Source organism: Microbacterium sp. NPDC080220 (genome assembly GCF_040686395.1).
In the GTDB taxonomy this organism is placed as follows: Bacteria; Actinomycetota; Actinomycetes; order Actinomycetales; family Microbacteriaceae; genus Microbacterium; species Microbacterium gawkjiense.
On record NZ_JBFBOP010000002.1, the window covers coordinates 465,953 to 480,055 of the forward strand.

Sequence of the window (14,103 nt, forward strand, 5' to 3'; positions counted from 1 at the left end):
GTCAGCGCGCGCCCAGCAGGTGCTCGGTCGCCAGCTGCTGCAGGCGGACGAAGCCGCCGCCCTTGCCGCCGAGGTAGACGCTCGGGTCGAAGTCCTCGTACGCGGAGCGGTCGGCGAGGAAGTCCTCGTACGTCTCGCCCGGGTTCAGGGTCGGGGTCGAGAGCTCGTCGACCTTGGCCGCCGCGAGGGCCTCCTGCACCTCGGGGTCGGCACGGAACGCCTGCGCCCGCTCCTTGAGGAGGAGATAGGTGCGCATGTTGGCCGCGGCCGACTCCCAGACGCCGGTCTCGTCCTCGGTGCGGCTCGGCTTGTAGTCGAAGTGGCGCGGGCCCTCGTAGGCCGGGACGCCACCGGGGCCGCCGTTCTCGAGCAGGTCGACGAGCGCGAACGCGTTGTGCAGGTCGCCGTGACCGAACACGAGGTCCTGGTCGTACTTGATGCCGCGCTGACCGTTGAGGTCGATGTGGAAGAGCTTGCCGTGGTACAGCGCCTGGGCGATGCCGGCGGCGAAGTTCAGGCCCGCCATCTGCTCGTGACCGACCTCCGGGTTGAGGCCGACGAGCTCGGGACGCTCGAGCGAGTCGATGAAGGCGATCGCGTGACCCAGCGTCGGCAGCAGGATGTCGCCGCGCGGCTCATTCGGCTTCGGCTCGATCGCGAAGCGGATGTCGTAGCCCTTGTCGGTGACGTAGTCGCCGAGCAGGTTGACGGCCTCCCGGTACCGCTCGAGCGCCTGGCGGATGTCCTTCGCGGAGTCGTACTCGGCGCCCTCGCGGCCGCCCCACATGACGAAGGTCTTGGCGCCGAGCTCGGCCCCGAGGTCGAGCTGGCGGAACACCTTGCGGAGGGCGAAGCGGCGGACGTCGCGGTCGTTGGCGGTGAAGCCGCCGTCCTTGAACACGGGCGCGCTGAAGAGATTGGTCGTGACCATCGGGACGATCATCCCGGTCGCGTCGAGGGCGCCCTTGAGGCGGTCGATCTCGCGCTGGCGCTCGGCGTCGCTCGACCCGAAGGCGAACAGGTCGTCGTCGTGGAAGGTGAGGCCGTAGGCGCCGAGCTCAGCGAGCTTCTCGACGGCGTGGACGGTGTCGAGCGGGGGTCGCGTCGGTCCGCCGAAGGGGTCGGTGCCGTTGTAGCCGACGGTCCACAGGCCGAAGCTGAACTTGTCTGCGGGGGTGGGGGTGACCATGTCGCTCCTTCGCGAACCATTAATTGTTGTTAGCAGCAACGTATACCAGGCGCGCCGCCGCCACAAACCCCTCGTGATGGCTAGGGTGGGTCCGTGACCGAGCAGGGGCGAACCGTCGAATCCGTCCGGCGCGCCAATCTCGGCAGCATCCTGGGGATCGTCCACCGCGAGGGCCCGCAGTCCCGCGCCGCGCTCACCGAGTCGACCGGGCTCAACCGGTCGACCGTCGCCGATCTCGTCGCGACCCTCGTCTCGTTCGGCCTCGTCGTCGAGCGCGCACCCGACCCCTCGCACCGCGTCGGCCGCCCCTCCCCCGTCGTCTGCGTCGACCCCGCCGTCGTCGCCATCGCCGTCAACCCCGAGGTCGACGCGCTCGAGATCGCCGCCGTCGGGCTCGACCGCGGCATCCGCGCCGTCGTCGACCTGCCGCAGGAGCACCTCCTCACCCCCGAGGCGACCGCCGACCTCGTCGCCGCGCAGATCGCGACCTGGCGCCGGGCCGAGCTGGCGGACGCCCGCATCCTCGGCGTCGGACTCGCCGTGCCCGGGCTCGTCCGGATCGAGGACGGCCTCGTCCGGGACGCGCCGCACCTCGGCTGGGTCGACGTGCCCCTGCGCGACGTCGTCGCGGCGGCCACCGGCATCCCCGTCGTGGTCGGCAACGACGCCACCCTCGGCACCGTCGCCGAGCACCTCTTCGGCGCCGCGAGCGGCATCGACAACGCGGTCTATCTCAACGGCGGCGCGAGCGGCATCGGCGGCGGCATCATCGTGAACGGGATGCCGGTGGTGGGCGCCGGCGGCTACGCCGGGGAGTTCGGGCAGAACCGCCCCGGCATCGCGACCCTCGCCGACCGGCGGGCCCGCGACGGCGTTCTGGAGGACGAGGTCAGCCGCGCCCGACTGCTGTCGGTCGTGGGACTGAGCCGCGGCGACGACCGCGAGCTCGGCGACGCGCTCGCGGCGCAGATCGACACCCCGTCGGTCGCGGGAGAGGTCGAGCGGCAGCGCCGCATCCTGGCCACCGCACTCGCGAACGCCGTGAACGTGCTGAACCCCTCCGCCGTCGTGCTCGGCGGCTTCCTCGCGGTGCTCGCGGGACTCGACGTCGCAGCCCTCGAGCAGGCCGTGCGCGCGCAGGCGATGCCCGCCTGCGGCGAGGACCTGCGGATCCTGCCCGCCGGCCTGGCGGATCACCGCCTGCTCATCGGCGCCGCCGAAGCCGTCTTCGAAGGCGTGCTGGCGAACCCGCAGCCCGTCTGAGCGGCGCGCGGCCCTCGCCGCGTGTGCCGGATGCAGGGTGAGATGCCCCCGGGGCGCGTCGACACCCCCGTATGCAGCACTGAACCTGCGCTCGGCACCAACGGCGAACCGCTCTCCGGAGGGATGCGAGGAACGTGCCCCGCAATGCCTCCCTCGAGGCGATCCATCCGGAGAACGGCCCGGGATCCGTCGCCGACGGCGTCAGTCGCCGAGACGCCAGGTGACGAACGGGATGCCGGCGACGCCGTCGCGCGTGCGGTCCGTCGCCCGCCGACCGCGCGCGCGTTCCGCCGGGCGACCGCCGCGGATCTCGTCGAACCGCTCGTGGCGGGCCGACCCGATCCCCCGATCGAAGAGGTCCGGCAGGACGTACAGGCTCACCAGCTCGACGGTCGCCCCGAGCCGCACGTGCAGGAACCCCGTCGGTCTCTCGTCCTCGGCGACGAGCCGCCGCCACATCGGCTCGCGGTCGCGCGCCGCGGCATCCTCGACGGTCGCCGCCCGGATCATCGTCAGCGGGGGCCGGGTTTGACCGACAGGTCGGTGATGACGGCGTCGCGCGGCAGGTCGAGGGCGGTGAGCACGGCGGTGACGACGGATGCCGGCTGGATCCAGGCATCCGCGTCGTAATCCTTCCCCTCCTGCGCGTGGACCTGGGCCTGCATCGGCGTCGCGGTGCGACCCGGGTAGACCGTCGTGACGCGGACGCCGTGGGCGGCCTCTTCGCCGCGCAGCGCATCGGCGAGCGCCTTGAGCCCGTGCTTCGACGCGGCGTACGCGGCCCACTGCGGGTGGGCGGTGAGGCCGGCACCGGAGTTCACGAACAGCACCTGCCCCCGCGCGGCGCGCACGCGCGGCAGCAGCAGGCGCGTGAGTTCGGCAGGCGAGACGAGGTTGACCGCGAGCTGGTCCTGCCACGAGGCGACCGTGAGGTCCTCGACGTGCCCGAGGTCGACGATCCCCGCCGCGTGCACGACCGCGTCGATCCCATCGGGAAGATCGGATGCCGCAACGGCCGCGGCGAGCGATGCGGGCTGCGCGAGGTCGGCGACGATCACCGCCGCGCCGGGGTGCGCGGCCGCGAGGCCCTCCGCCCGGTCGTCGTCGCGCGCCACGAGGACGAGGCGGTCGCCCCGCGCGGTCAGGCGCTCGGCGAGGAGCTGCCCGATGCCCGATCCGGCACCGGTGAGGACGATGGTGTGCGGCATCCCCTCATCCTGTCATCGGAGGTTCCCGAGGAGATGCGGCTTCCCGAGGACCGATCGGGCCGAAAACCTCCTCGATAACCGTCATCTCCTCGCGAACCGACACGGCGAACCGACGCGCCGCCTCAGTCGCCCAGCAGCGCGCGCCGGGCCATGCCGGCCAGGATGCCGCCCGCTCGGTCTGCGCTCGGCGCGGCCGAGTGCGGGGTCGAGTTCAGCAGGCCGAAGGCGGCGAGCAGCCGCGTCTCGCGTTCGGCGTCGGCGAGGTCGGGGCGGAGCGCCGCGAACGGCCTGTCCCACTCCTGCACGTACTCGCGCTGCAGCCGCCGCACCTGCTGGTTGACGTCCGCCGGCAGGTTGGCGAGCTCCCGGTCCTGCACCCGGATGACGTCCGCGTCGCTCGTGGCGAACTCGAGGTGGAACGCGATGAGCGCCTCGAACACCTGCCGCGGGTCCCCGCCCGATGCCGTCAGCGCGCGCCCGCCCTCCAGCAGCCGCTCGCTCGCGTCGAGCAGCAGGTCGCAGAGCAGCGCCTCCTTGCTCGCGAAGTGCCGATACAGCGCCGGACCGCTCATGCCGACGGCGTCGCCGAGGTCAGCGGTCGAGACGGCGGCGAAGCCGCGCTCGGCGAACAGCCGCGCGGCCGACGCCATCAGCTCGGCCCGCCGGTTCGCCTTCTGCGTCGCCCGCCAGGTCGTCATCGCGACAGGGTCCGCCGCGCCTGTCTCAGCACGGGCTCGTCGATCATCCGTCCGCGGAACCGGAACACCCCGGGCTGCCGCGTCGCCTCGTCGAGCACCGCCTCGGCCCACTCGACCTCGTCCGGGGTCGCCGCGTAGGCACGGCGGATGACCTCGACCTGGGAGGGATGGATGCAGGCGGTCGCCGCGAACCCCGAGGCCGCGGCATCCCGCGCCTCGTCCTCGAGCCCGGCGGTGTCGGCGATGTCGAGGTGCACGGCGTCGATCGCGTCGATGCCCGCCGCCGCGGCGGCGATGAGCACCCGCGAGCGCGCGTACCGTGCGACGTCGCGGTAGCGCCCATCGTCGAATCGGCTCGAGCGTCCCCCGATGCCGGCGACCAGGTCCTCGGCGCCCCACATGAGTGCGTCGACGAGCGGATGCCGCGCCAGCGCGCCCGCGTTCTCGACGCCGCGCGGCGTCTCGCACAGCGCGATGACCCGGTACCCCTCGAGCGCGTCGACCTCGGCCGTCTCCTGGGCCTTCGCGAGCATCAGCCGACGGAACGGCGTGCCCTGCAGAGCCGCGAGATCGTGCGCGAGTTCGGGAGTGGATGCCGGGTTCACCCGCACGATCACGCGTGAGGCGTCGACGTCCGCCGCCGCGAGCGCCGTCCGCGCGCCCGCTTTGCCCTCCGGCGCGACGGCGTCCTCGAGGTCGAGGATCACGGTGTCGGCGGCGGCGAGCGCCTTCGCGTACCGCTCGGGACGGTCGGCGGGGCAGAACAGGAGCGCGGGGCCGAGGCTCATGCCGCGGCCTCCGGCGACATCCGCATGAGCGTCGACCGACGTGCGGTCGCGACGACCTGGTCGTGCTGGTTGCGCATCGTGTGCACGAACTCGACGATCCCCTGCCCGGGGCGCGACGTCGACGCGCGCTTCGACGCGACGACGGTCTCACCGTAGAGCGTGTCGCCGTGCCGCACGGGGGCGGGGAAGGTGACCTCCGAGAAGCCGAGGTTCGCGACGATCGTCCCCTGCGTGAGCTGCGCGACCGACAGCCCGACGAGCGTCGACAGGGTGAACATGCTGTTGACCAGCCGCTCGCCGAACTCGGTCTGCTCGGCCCACGCGGCATCCAGGTGCAACGACTGCGTGTTCATCGTCAGCGTCGTGAACAGCACGTTGTCGGCCTCGGTCACGGTGCGGCCGGGGCTGTGCACGTAGACGGCGCCCTCCTCGAGCTCGTCGAAGTACAGACCGCGCTGCACGATGCGCCGGGGCACGTCCTCACTCATGCGTCCTCCTCCTGCGTCGGGGTCACGACGGCGAGCGTCTGCCCGCGGCCCACGCTGTCGCCCGTCGCGACCCGCAGCGCCACCGTACCGGCGACCTCGGCCCGGACGACATGCTCCATCTTCATCGCCTCGACGACGACCACGGCGTCACCGGCCGACACCACCGCGCCGTCGGCGACCGACGTCATCACGACGACGCCCGGCATGGGCGAGACGAGCTCGGGCACGGCCGACGCATCCGCGTCGCGGCGGTGGTCGAGGCTCACCCGGCGCACCTCGCGCGCGCGTCCGCCGCGCGAAAGCCACAGGGCGTCGCCGTCGACAGTCGCGACGACCGTGGCGCTGCGATCGCCGACCCGCACCGCGAACCGGTCGCCGAGGTCCCGGACGGACGCCGCGACCCCCGTCCCGCCGACGATCACCCGGTCGCCGACGAGCTCGACCGCGCGCTCCTCGCCGCCGGCCGCCAGCCGGTACCGCCGCGGCGCGGGTGGACCCAGACGCCACCCGTCCGCCCGGTGCCACGGATCGTCCCCGCGGGGGACGGCGGCGTCGAGCAGCAGCGCCGCCTCGACGAACACGTCGTCCGGATCGCCTGTCGCGACGAGCCCGTCGAGCTCGCGGGCGATGAGCCCCGTGTCGAGCTCGCCCGCCGCCACCGCCGGCAGCTCGAGCAGCGCGCGCAGGAACGAGAGGTTCGTCTCGAACCCGAGCACCGCGGTGTCGCCGAGGGCGGCGACGAGCCGTCGTCGTGCCTCGTCGCGGGTCCGGCCCGTGGCGATGACCTTCGCGAGCATGGGGTCGTAGTCGACCGACACGTCGAGCCCGTCGGCGAGGGCGCTGTCGACCCGGATGCCGGGGCCCACCGGGTGGACGACCCGCACGACGCGTCCGCCGGTCGGCAGGAAGCCCGCCGCGGGATCCTCCGCGTACATCCGCGCCTCGATGCTGTGCCCGCTGAGCACGACGTCGTCCTGCCCGAACCCGAGCGGCTCCCCCGCGGCGATCCGCAGCTGCGCCGCGACGAGGTCGATGCCGGTGACCTCCTCGGTGACGGGGTGCTCGACCTGCAGGCGGGTGTTCATCTCCATGAAGAAGAACTCGTCGGCGCGGTCCGCCGCCACGATGAACTCGACCGTCCCCGCACCTCGGTAGTCGACGCTCCGCGCGGTCTCGCACGCGGCCTGCCCGATGCGCGCGCGGGTCGCCTCGTCGAGAAGCGGCGACGGCGCCTCTTCGATGACCTTCTGGTGCCGACGCTGCAGCGAGCACTCCCGCTCGCCCAGGTGCACGACGTTGCCGTGCGCATCGGCGAGCACCTGCACCTCGATGTGCCGCGGGGTGTCGACGTAGCGCTCGAGGAACAGGGTGTCGTCGCCGAAGCTCGCGCCCGCTTCACGGCGGGCGGCGGCGAGCGCGGCCGGCAGGGCCGCGGCATCCGTCACGACGTGCATCCCCTTGCCCCCGCCGCCCGCGGACGGCTTGATGAGCAGCGGATAGCCGACCTCGGGCGCCGCGGCGATGAGCTCGTCGTCGGTCATACCGGCTCGCGCGACGCCGGGCACCGTGGGCACGCCGCGCGCTTCGACGGCGTGCTTCGCGGCGATCTTGTCGCCCATCGTGCGGATCGCGTCAGCGCTCGGCCCGATGAAGACGATCCCGGCCCGCTCGCACGCCGCCGCGAAGGCGGTGTTCTCGGACAGGAACCCGTAACCGGGGTGGATCGCCTCGGCACCCGTCGCTCGGGCCGCGGCGATCACCGCGTCGATGTCGAGGTAGCTCTGCGCGGCGGGCGCGGGCCCGAGCCGCACGGCCTCGTCGGCGAGCGCGACGTGGCGGGCCCCGGCATCCGCGTCGCTGTAGACGGCGACCGAGCGGATGCCGAGCTCCCGGAGTGTGCGGATGACGCGGCAGGCGATCTCGCCGCGGTTCGCGACCAGGACGGTGGAGAACATGCGCCTCACATCCGGAAGACGCCGTAGCCCGGCGCGTCGAAGGGGGCCCGCAGGCAGATGTCGAGGGCGAGACCGAGGGCGTCGCGGGTCTCGGCGGGGGCGAGGATGCCGTCGTCCCAGAGCCGTGCCGTCGAGTAGTACGGGCTGCCCTGCAGCTCGTACTGCGCACGGATCGGCGCCTGGAATGCCGCCTCGTCGTCCGCCGACCATTCCCCGCCGCGCGCCTCGATCTGCTCGCGGCGGACGGTGGAGAGGACGGATGCCGCCTGCGGACCGCCCATGACCGACACCCGCGCGCCGGGCCACAGCCACAGGAACCGCGGCGAATAGGCGCGCCCGCACATCGAGTACGTGCCGGCGCCGAACGACCCGCCGACGACGACCGTGAGCTTGGGCACCGAGGCGCACGCGACGGCGTTCACCATCTTCGCGCCGTGCTTGGCGATGCCGCCCGACTCGTACTCGCGCCCGACCATGAAGCCCGTGATGTTCTGCAGGAAGACGAGCGGGATGCCGCGCTGGTCGCACAGCTCGATGAAGTGCGCGCCCTTCAGCGCCGACTCCCCGAACAGCACGCCGTTGTTCGCGAGCACGCCCACCCGGTGACCGTGCAGGCGCGCGAACCCGGTCACGAGCGTCTCGCCGTACTCGCGTTTGAACTCGTGCCACGAGCCGCCGTCGACGATCCGGTCGACGATCTCGCGGGCGTCGTAGGGCGTCGTGAGTTCGACGGGGACGACGTCCGCGAGCGTGGCCGGATCGGCCGCGGGTGGGGTGACCGGCTCGGGCTGCTCGCGCAGGGGTGCCGGGGCGGGGAGGGTCGCGACGATGTCGCGGACGATCTGCAGGGCGTGCTCGTCGTTCTCGGCGAGGTGGTCGGTGACGCCCGAGACCTTCGTGTGCAGGTCGCCGCCGCCGAGGTCCTCTGCCGAGACCACCTCGCCGGTCGCCGCCTTCACGAGCGGCGGTCCGCCGAGGAAGATCGTCCCCTGGTTGCGCACGATGACGGTCTCGTCGCTCATCGCAGGCACGTACGCGCCGCCGGCGGTCGACGAGCCGAGCACGGCGGCGATCTGGGGGATGCCGTCGCGCGACATCCGGGCCTGGTTGTAGAAGATGCGCCCGAAGTGGTCGCGGTCGGGGAAGACCTCGTCCTGCATCGGCAGGAACGCGCCGCCCGAGTCGACGAGGTAGATGCACGGCAGCCGGTTCTCGGCCGCGATCTCCTGCGCGCGCAGGTGCTTCTTGACGGTGATCGGGTAGTAGGTGCCGCCCTTCACCGTCGCGTCGTTGGCGACGACCATGACGTGCCGGCCGTGGACGAGCCCCACCCCCGCGACCACGCCGCCGGCGGCACACTCGTCGTCGTACAGGTCGAGTCCCGCGAGCGCCCCGACCTCGAGGAAGGGACTGCCGACGTCGAGCAGGGTGTCGATGCGGTCGCGAGCGAGGAGCTTGGCGCGGGCGGTGTGCCGCTCGCGCGCCCGCTCGGGCCCGCCGCGCGCCGCCTCGGCGCGACGGCGCTCGAGCTCGGCGATCAGATCGGGATACGTCGTGGGGGCTGTCATCGTCGACGGCACCTCCGACGAGAATGCTTAAGTTAACGTTCGCTAACCGAAGGAACGATAACACCGCGACCGCCGCTCCGGAAGGGTCAGGCTTCGAGGATCGCCCGCAGCGACACCCGCACCGGGAGCGGCGAGGATGGAGGGATGACGACTTTCGACGACCCCGTGCTGCAGGCGATGGCGATGCGGCGGTCGCTCGCGAAGGTCGGGCCGGGCGCGCCCACCGACGACGACCTGCGCGACCTGCTCGCCGCCGTCACCCCCGTCGCCGACCACAAGGCGCTGCGACCCTGGCGTCTCATCACCCTCCGCGGCGACGACCGCGCACGCCTGGGCGACGCGCTCGACGCCGCCGGCGGGGTCGAGCGCGAACCGGGCGACCGTAACGGCAAGCCGTTCCGTGCCGATCTGCTGATCGCCGTCGTCGCGAGCCCGAAGCCGCACCCCGCCGTCCCCGTCTGGGAGCAGCAGGCGACCGCCGCAGGCGCAGCGCACCTGCTCGAGCTCGCGCTCTGGCGCGCGGGGTGGGGCGTCATGTGGCGGACGGGGCTGCTCGTGAACTCCCCCGAGGTGCGCGCGCTGCACGGACTCGCGGACGACGAACTGCTCATGGGGTGGCTCTACGTCGGCAGCATCGACCCCGACCTGCGCGCCCGGATCGACGAAGCGCCGAGGAAACCGCTCGATCCCGAGCCGTTCCTCGGCGCTCTGCCGCGCTGACGTGCGGCGTCAGCCGCGACGCATCGTCGCGGTGACCGGGCAGTCGAACGGATCGCGGGCCGCGAGGCCCACCCGATTCAGGTAGTCGATGACGATCGCGTACGACCTGCCGAGGCTCGTCTCCGTGTACGGGACGTCGAGGGTGGCGCAGTGCTCCCGCACAATGTCCCGCGCCTTCGACAGGTGCGGACGCGGCATGTTGGGGAACAGATGGTGCTCCACCTGATAGTTCAGACCGCCCATGAGCCACGTTGCCCACCAGCCACCGCGGATGTTGCGGGACGTGCGCACCTGCTTGCTGAAGAAGTCGAGCTTCGCGTCGGCCGCGATGACCGGCATCCCCTTGTGGTTCGGCGCGAAGGACGCTCCCATGTAGACGCCGAACACGGCGAGCTGCACGCCGAGGAAGGCGAACGCCATCCCGATCGGCAGCAGCAGGAAGACCGGGACGGCGACCACCGCGAGACGGGTGAGGATGAGAGCGAGTTCGAGACCGCGCGCCTTCACGTCCTTCTCGGTGAGCAGGTGCTTGATCCCCTGGAAGTGCAGGTTCAGCCCCTCGAGGGTCAGCAGCGGGAAGAAGAGCCACCCCTGTCGCTTCGTGATCGCGCGACGGATGCCGCGGGCCGACGCCGCATCGACGTCGAGGAACGAGATGGTGTCGATCTCGATGTCGGGGTCTTTGCCGACACGGTTCGGGTTCGCGTGGTGGCGGGTGTGCTTCGAGGTCCACCAGGCGTAGCTGATCCCGACGACGCCGCTTGCCAGGATGCGGGCGAGCCGGTCGTTGCCCGGCCCAGAGGAGAGGATCTGACGATGCGCCGCCTCGTGGGCGAGGAACGCGACCTGCGTGAAGATGATGCCGAGAACGCCGGCCATCAACAGCTGGTACCAGGTGTCGCCGAGCAGGATGAAGCCGGTGACCGCGCCGCCGAAGGCGAGGACGAGGGCGATGCCGACGGCGAGGTAGAAGATCGGCGTCCGGCGCAGCAGCCCGGTCTCGCGGACGATGCGCGAGACGTCGGTGAACGACTTCGCCATCGGAGGGAACTGATCGGTTCCGGCGTACGTCTGACGGACGGGACCGAGACGCGAGTCGGCGACGGATGAAGCGATGGGGCACCTGCTTGGAATCGGGTGTCCGCTGCGGCGGAGAGGAAGCAACTGACGGATGCCGATCGCTGAGGGCCACGCTACGGTGCCGCCCATCGCCATCACGGCATGCATCGGCGATCCCCACGGGACTGCCAGGCCCCGCCCAGACTCGGGGGTCAGCTCTCCCCCGAGCGCGCGGACGCCGTCTCGGGGAACCGTTGCACAGACACGATGACGACGTCGTGCATCTTCCAATCCAGGGCACGGCACTCGGCCTGCGCCTGCTCGATCTCGGCGAGGCGCGGCATCCGTCCCCGTCGCGGCCGGACGAACGCCTCGACGTGGAAGAACTGACCCTGATCGCGGGTGCGGGTGCGTACATCGTCGACCCAGCGCAGCGACGACAGGTGGTCATGGATCCGGTCGATGTCGGGATGCGGCTTCGCGTCGTCGAAGGTGGTCGCCCGTGTGTCCATGAGGTCGGTGATCGCGCCCTTCGTGTTCTTCACGCCGTCCCAGAGGATGCTGCCCGAGATGAAGATCGCCGCCGCCGCATCCGCCCACCAGATCCCGAGACCGATGCCACCGACCCCGACGATCGAGCCGACCGCCGTCATCCAGTCCGCCTTGTTCATGTCGGCGTCGGCATAGAGCACCTTGTTGTGCAACTGCCGCGCGAGCCGCATCTTGACCCGCCCGAACCAGATGGGCAGCGGGATCGTCGCCGCCATGACGGCCATCATGAACCAGCCGAGCCACACAGACTGGCCGAACACGTCGACCGAGCCGATGGGCGGGCGCTCGCCGCGGACGAGGGTCAGCGCGGAGTCGACCAGGAGGAACGATCCCATGGCGAACAACGCCACTCCGGCCACGAGGTGGGCGACCCCGACCGAGCGGAAGTAGCCGTAGGGGTAGCGCGGGTTCGCGGCGCGCGCCATGACCCGCACGGCGACGAGGAAGGCGAGGGGCGGCGCGAGCGAGAGCATGTCCTCGACCCACGCGGCGCGCATCGCCTGCGAACTGCCGGTCACGACGCCGACGACGGGGATCGCGACGGCGAGGAAGGCGATCGTCGCCCACTCCATGCGCACAGCGCTGCGCAGTGCGCGTCGACCGTCGTCGTCCAGGCCGTCCCGGAGCGCGTCGCGCCTCATCCGCGGGCCTCCTCGCGCAGGAACACCTCGAGCTCCATCAGGAACCCGTTCTCGCCCGCTCGCGTCAGCATGACGTGCTTCTCGACCTCGCCCGAGGGACTCGTCGTCTCGCGATACACATCCGTGACCGCCGCGTCATCCTTCCACGGCGTCGCGTCGGTGAGTCCGCCCACGACGACATCGAGGCTCCCGGCGTGGAGCGCGTCGACGAGGACCTCCTCGGTGCCCGCGCGCCACTCGACGGCGGCGCCGTGCCGCGCCGCGAACCGCTCGAGGAGCGCGACCTCGCTTCCGGACGCCCGGCCGTCGCCGGTCGAGGTCCACGGCGGGTTCTCGGTCACCCCCGCCCGCAGCACGCCGCTCTCCGCCACGCGATCCAGCGTGCCGTCGGTGTCGGCGGGTCGGACCCCGCAGCCCGCGAGCCCCAGGGCGACGATGAGGGATGCGGCGACGGCCGCCTGCGCTCGACGTGACATCCGAACCTCCTCGGCGTCACCCTAGAGAGGCGCCCGAACCGCCCTCACCGGGGTTGACAGCCGCGCGGTCGACGGAACCGCGGCGGAAGGTCAGCCGACCGGCTGCTCGGCGATCGGCGACGACGACGAGCGCCCGTTGACGTCGAGGTAGAGCTGACCCTCGGTCACGGACACCGTGACGGCGTTGCGTCGCTCGAGAGCGGATGCCGCATCCTCGACGAAGTCCTTCTCGAAGCTGTAGAGCGGGATGTCGGCGCCGCGGTGGATGGTCTTGCCCGCCCACGCCTGGGCCAGGCGGTTCGGCTCGCGGTGCGTGTACACGGCCACGCGGCCGGCCGCCTTGCTGCCGGTGTGGAGTCGCGCGGCATCCGGAGCCCCCACCTCGATCCACGCCGTCAGGCGTCCCGTCGCGTCGCGGACGAGGACGGCCGGTTCATCCGTCGCGGCGATGCCCTCGCTGAACGCGATCCCCTCCTCGTATTCCAGGGAGTACGCGAGCACGCGCAGCAGGACGTTCGCCGCCGTCTCGGACGGGTGCCGCGCGAGGCGGAGCGAGAGTTCCTCGTAGACGCCGCGGTCGACGTCGGCGAGTTGCACGGTGAAGGTGTGCATCGTGGATCCGATGGCCATCCGTCGAGCCTAGGCCCGGGATGCCCCGTGACGCGGTCACGGGACATAATGGTCGCATCCCGACCGGCGATCCAGAGCGAGGAGCCACGCGCATGCCGTTCCACAGCCAGGAGATGCTCGAGCAGTGGCTCGGGGAGTTCGCTCAGCTGGGGTACTCCATCAGCGAGCGCGTGAAGGTCATTCCCCAGGACGGCGCCGACGGCCGCGACACGGGCCTCATCGCCCTCAACCTGCTCGACTCGATGACCCTGACCTATCTCCAGCCCGAGCCGCTGGGATCCATTCACTGGGGCATTACGTTCGAGGCGCGCGAGACCGACCTGAAGATGGATGCCGGGCGCACCCTCGAGCTGTCCGCCGAGCTCGCCATGGTGTCGACCCTCTGCACGTTCCTGCAGACGAAGTCGCTCACAGAGGTCGAGGTCGAAGCCGGCTCGGTCGATCCCGAAGCGCTCGGTCTCTGATGGACGAGAGCCTGCAGTCCGAGCTCCGCGCGCTGCAGGCACGGGCCTACGGCCCGGGCGACGGCCTGGCCGGCGACGACGCCGCGCGCCGGCGGCTGGAAGAGCTCGAAGGCCGTGCGCGGCGGGAGCGGGATCACCCGCCCGTCGTCGACCAAGTGCCCGCATCCGTTCGTGCGGCGACGCCGCACCCCGAGGTTCCCCCGCTGCCGCCGGTCTCCCCCGCGGACGCCGCACGCGCCTTCGCGGCGCCCCCGCGCCAGGCAGAGCGCGCTGCTGACGAACGTCGGCGTCGTCGCCTGAGGGGTCTCGCCTAGGGCGTGTCTGACAAATAGTTCGGTGGTTCGCTGAGAGCCTGGGCTCATGTCGCGGTTTCAGATGCTTTCGGATGCGCAGTGGTCGTTGAT

At 71.9% G+C, this 14,103-nt stretch carries 16 protein-coding genes; 4 read left to right on the top strand and 12 right to left on the bottom strand.

What is annotated here, in order from left to right:
• Nucleotide 1 precedes the first annotated feature (1 nt).
• A complete protein-coding gene (xylA, locus tag AB0P29_RS05800) occupies nucleotides 2-1,189 on the bottom strand; it encodes a xylose isomerase (RefSeq protein WP_253034573.1) in 1,188 nt (395 codons plus the stop codon).
• 93 nt (nucleotides 1,190-1,282) lie between these two features.
• On the opposite strand from xylA, the gene AB0P29_RS05805 reads away from it, so the two are divergent.
• Complete coding sequence (locus tag AB0P29_RS05805; protein ID WP_363379039.1) at nucleotides 1,283-2,452, top strand: ROK family transcriptional regulator; 1,170 nt, start codon at nucleotides 1,283-1,285, stop codon at nucleotides 2,450-2,452.
• Nucleotides 2,453-2,653: 201 nt separating this feature from the next.
• Here the strand turns inward: AB0P29_RS05805 and AB0P29_RS05810 are convergent, their stop codons facing one another.
• From AB0P29_RS05810 to AB0P29_RS05840, 7 genes are all read right to left on the bottom strand, one after another.
• Nucleotides 2,654-2,962: a hypothetical protein gene (locus AB0P29_RS05810; protein ID WP_363379040.1), complete on the bottom strand. Its 309-nt coding sequence runs from the start codon at nucleotides 2,960-2,962 to the stop codon at nucleotides 2,654-2,656.
• 2 nt (nucleotides 2,963-2,964) lie between these two features.
• Nucleotides 2,965-3,660, bottom strand: a complete 696-nt coding sequence (locus tag AB0P29_RS05815) for an SDR family oxidoreductase (protein ID WP_363379041.1) — start codon at nucleotides 3,658-3,660, stop codon at nucleotides 2,965-2,967.
• A gap of 122 nt (nucleotides 3,661-3,782) precedes the next feature.
• Nucleotides 3,783-4,358 carry a TetR/AcrR family transcriptional regulator gene (locus AB0P29_RS05820; protein WP_363379042.1) on the bottom strand — a complete coding sequence of 192 codons (576 nt, stop codon included), beginning with the start codon at nucleotides 4,356-4,358 and terminating at the stop codon, nucleotides 3,783-3,785.
• Nucleotides 4,355-5,146: a CoA ester lyase gene (locus tag AB0P29_RS05825; RefSeq protein ID WP_363379043.1), complete on the bottom strand. Its 792-nt coding sequence runs from the start codon at nucleotides 5,144-5,146 to the stop codon at nucleotides 4,355-4,357. Before AB0P29_RS05825 ends, AB0P29_RS05820 begins: the two co-directional genes overlap by 4 nt.
• Complete coding sequence (locus AB0P29_RS05830; protein ID WP_363379044.1) at nucleotides 5,143-5,634, bottom strand: MaoC family dehydratase; 492 nt, start codon at nucleotides 5,632-5,634, stop codon at nucleotides 5,143-5,145. Before AB0P29_RS05830 ends, AB0P29_RS05825 begins: the two co-directional genes overlap by 4 nt.
• Entirely contained in the window at nucleotides 5,631-7,589 is a 1,959-nt protein-coding gene (locus AB0P29_RS05835) for an acetyl-CoA carboxylase biotin carboxylase subunit (RefSeq protein ID WP_363379045.1), read from the bottom strand. Before AB0P29_RS05835 ends, AB0P29_RS05830 begins: the two co-directional genes overlap by 4 nt.
• A 5-nt stretch (nucleotides 7,590-7,594) precedes the next feature.
• Complete coding sequence (locus tag AB0P29_RS05840) at nucleotides 7,595-9,157, bottom strand: carboxyl transferase domain-containing protein (RefSeq protein WP_363379046.1); 1,563 nt, start codon at nucleotides 9,155-9,157, stop codon at nucleotides 7,595-7,597.
• Between the two features lie 144 nt (nucleotides 9,158-9,301).
• Here AB0P29_RS05840 and AB0P29_RS05845 point away from each other — a divergent pair, with 144 nt between their 5' ends.
• Entirely contained in the window at nucleotides 9,302-9,877 is a 576-nt protein-coding gene (locus tag AB0P29_RS05845) for a nitroreductase family protein (RefSeq protein WP_311285187.1), read from the top strand.
• 9 nt (nucleotides 9,878-9,886) lie between these two features.
• On the opposite strand, the gene AB0P29_RS05850 is transcribed toward AB0P29_RS05845, so the two are convergent.
• The 4 genes from AB0P29_RS05850 to AB0P29_RS05865 form a co-directional block, all read right to left on the bottom strand.
• Entirely contained in the window at nucleotides 9,887-11,086 is a 1,200-nt protein-coding gene (locus AB0P29_RS05850; RefSeq protein ID WP_363379047.1) for an acyl-CoA desaturase, read from the bottom strand.
• 62 nt (nucleotides 11,087-11,148) lie between these two features.
• Nucleotides 11,149-12,129 carry a cation transporter gene (locus AB0P29_RS05855; protein ID WP_363379048.1) on the bottom strand — a complete coding sequence of 327 codons (981 nt, stop codon included), beginning with the start codon at nucleotides 12,127-12,129 and terminating at the stop codon, nucleotides 11,149-11,151.
• Nucleotides 12,126-12,605, bottom strand: coding sequence for a transporter substrate-binding domain-containing protein (locus tag AB0P29_RS05860; RefSeq protein ID WP_311860465.1), 480 nt, complete (start codon nucleotides 12,603-12,605; stop codon nucleotides 12,126-12,128). Before AB0P29_RS05860 ends, AB0P29_RS05855 begins: the two co-directional genes overlap by 4 nt.
• 90 nt (nucleotides 12,606-12,695) lie before the next feature.
• Entirely contained in the window at nucleotides 12,696-13,235 is a 540-nt protein-coding gene (locus AB0P29_RS05865; RefSeq protein WP_363379049.1) for a YaeQ family protein, read from the bottom strand.
• A gap of 92 nt (nucleotides 13,236-13,327) precedes the next feature.
• On the opposite strand from AB0P29_RS05865, the gene AB0P29_RS05870 reads away from it, so the two are divergent.
• Together AB0P29_RS05870 and AB0P29_RS05875 are read left to right on the top strand one after the other, a co-directional pair.
• Nucleotides 13,328-13,699: a hypothetical protein gene (locus tag AB0P29_RS05870; protein WP_363379050.1), complete on the top strand. Its 372-nt coding sequence runs from the start codon at nucleotides 13,328-13,330 to the stop codon at nucleotides 13,697-13,699.
• Nucleotides 13,699-14,013, top strand: a complete 315-nt coding sequence (locus AB0P29_RS05875) for a hypothetical protein (protein WP_363379051.1) — start codon at nucleotides 13,699-13,701, stop codon at nucleotides 14,011-14,013. The genes AB0P29_RS05870 and AB0P29_RS05875 overlap by 1 nt, the downstream gene beginning before the upstream one ends.
• The last annotated feature ends 90 nt before the right edge of the window (nucleotides 14,014-14,103 follow it).

Bases quoted from the DNA above. Each gene is read 5' to 3' on its own strand.
- xylA (WP_253034573.1), bottom strand. From the start codon at position 1,189: ATGGTCACCCCCACCCCCGCAGACAAGTTCAGCTTCGGCCTGTGGACC.
- AB0P29_RS05810 (WP_363379040.1), bottom strand. From the start codon at position 2,962: ATGATCCGGGCGGCGACCGTCGAGGATGCCGCGGCGCGCGACCGCGAG.
- AB0P29_RS05815 (WP_363379041.1), bottom strand. From the start codon at position 3,660: ATGCCGCACACCATCGTCCTCACCGGTGCCGGATCGGGCATCGGGCAG.
- AB0P29_RS05820 (WP_363379042.1), bottom strand. From the start codon at position 4,358: ATGACGACCTGGCGGGCGACGCAGAAGGCGAACCGGCGGGCCGAGCTG.
- AB0P29_RS05825 (WP_363379043.1), bottom strand. From the start codon at position 5,146: ATGAGCCTCGGCCCCGCGCTCCTGTTCTGCCCCGCCGACCGTCCCGAG.
- AB0P29_RS05830 (WP_363379044.1), bottom strand. From the start codon at position 5,634: ATGAGTGAGGACGTGCCCCGGCGCATCGTGCAGCGCGGTCTGTACTTC.
- AB0P29_RS05835 (WP_363379045.1), bottom strand. From the start codon at position 7,589: ATGTTCTCCACCGTCCTGGTCGCGAACCGCGGCGAGATCGCCTGCCGC.
- AB0P29_RS05840 (WP_363379046.1), bottom strand. From the start codon at position 9,157: ATGACAGCCCCCACGACGTATCCCGATCTGATCGCCGAGCTCGAGCGC.
- AB0P29_RS05845 (WP_311285187.1), top strand. From the start codon at position 9,302: ATGACGACTTTCGACGACCCCGTGCTGCAGGCGATGGCGATGCGGCGG.
- AB0P29_RS05850 (WP_363379047.1), bottom strand. From the start codon at position 11,086: ATGGGCGGCACCGTAGCGTGGCCCTCAGCGATCGGCATCCGTCAGTTG.
- AB0P29_RS05855 (WP_363379048.1), bottom strand. From the start codon at position 12,129: ATGAGGCGCGACGCGCTCCGGGACGGCCTGGACGACGACGGTCGACGC.
- AB0P29_RS05860 (WP_311860465.1), bottom strand. From the start codon at position 12,605: ATGTCACGTCGAGCGCAGGCGGCCGTCGCCGCATCCCTCATCGTCGCC.
- AB0P29_RS05865 (WP_363379049.1), bottom strand. From the start codon at position 13,235: ATGGCCATCGGATCCACGATGCACACCTTCACCGTGCAACTCGCCGAC.
- AB0P29_RS05870 (WP_363379050.1), top strand. From the start codon at position 13,328: ATGCCGTTCCACAGCCAGGAGATGCTCGAGCAGTGGCTCGGGGAGTTC.
- AB0P29_RS05875 (WP_363379051.1), top strand. From the start codon at position 13,699: ATGGACGAGAGCCTGCAGTCCGAGCTCCGCGCGCTGCAGGCACGGGCC.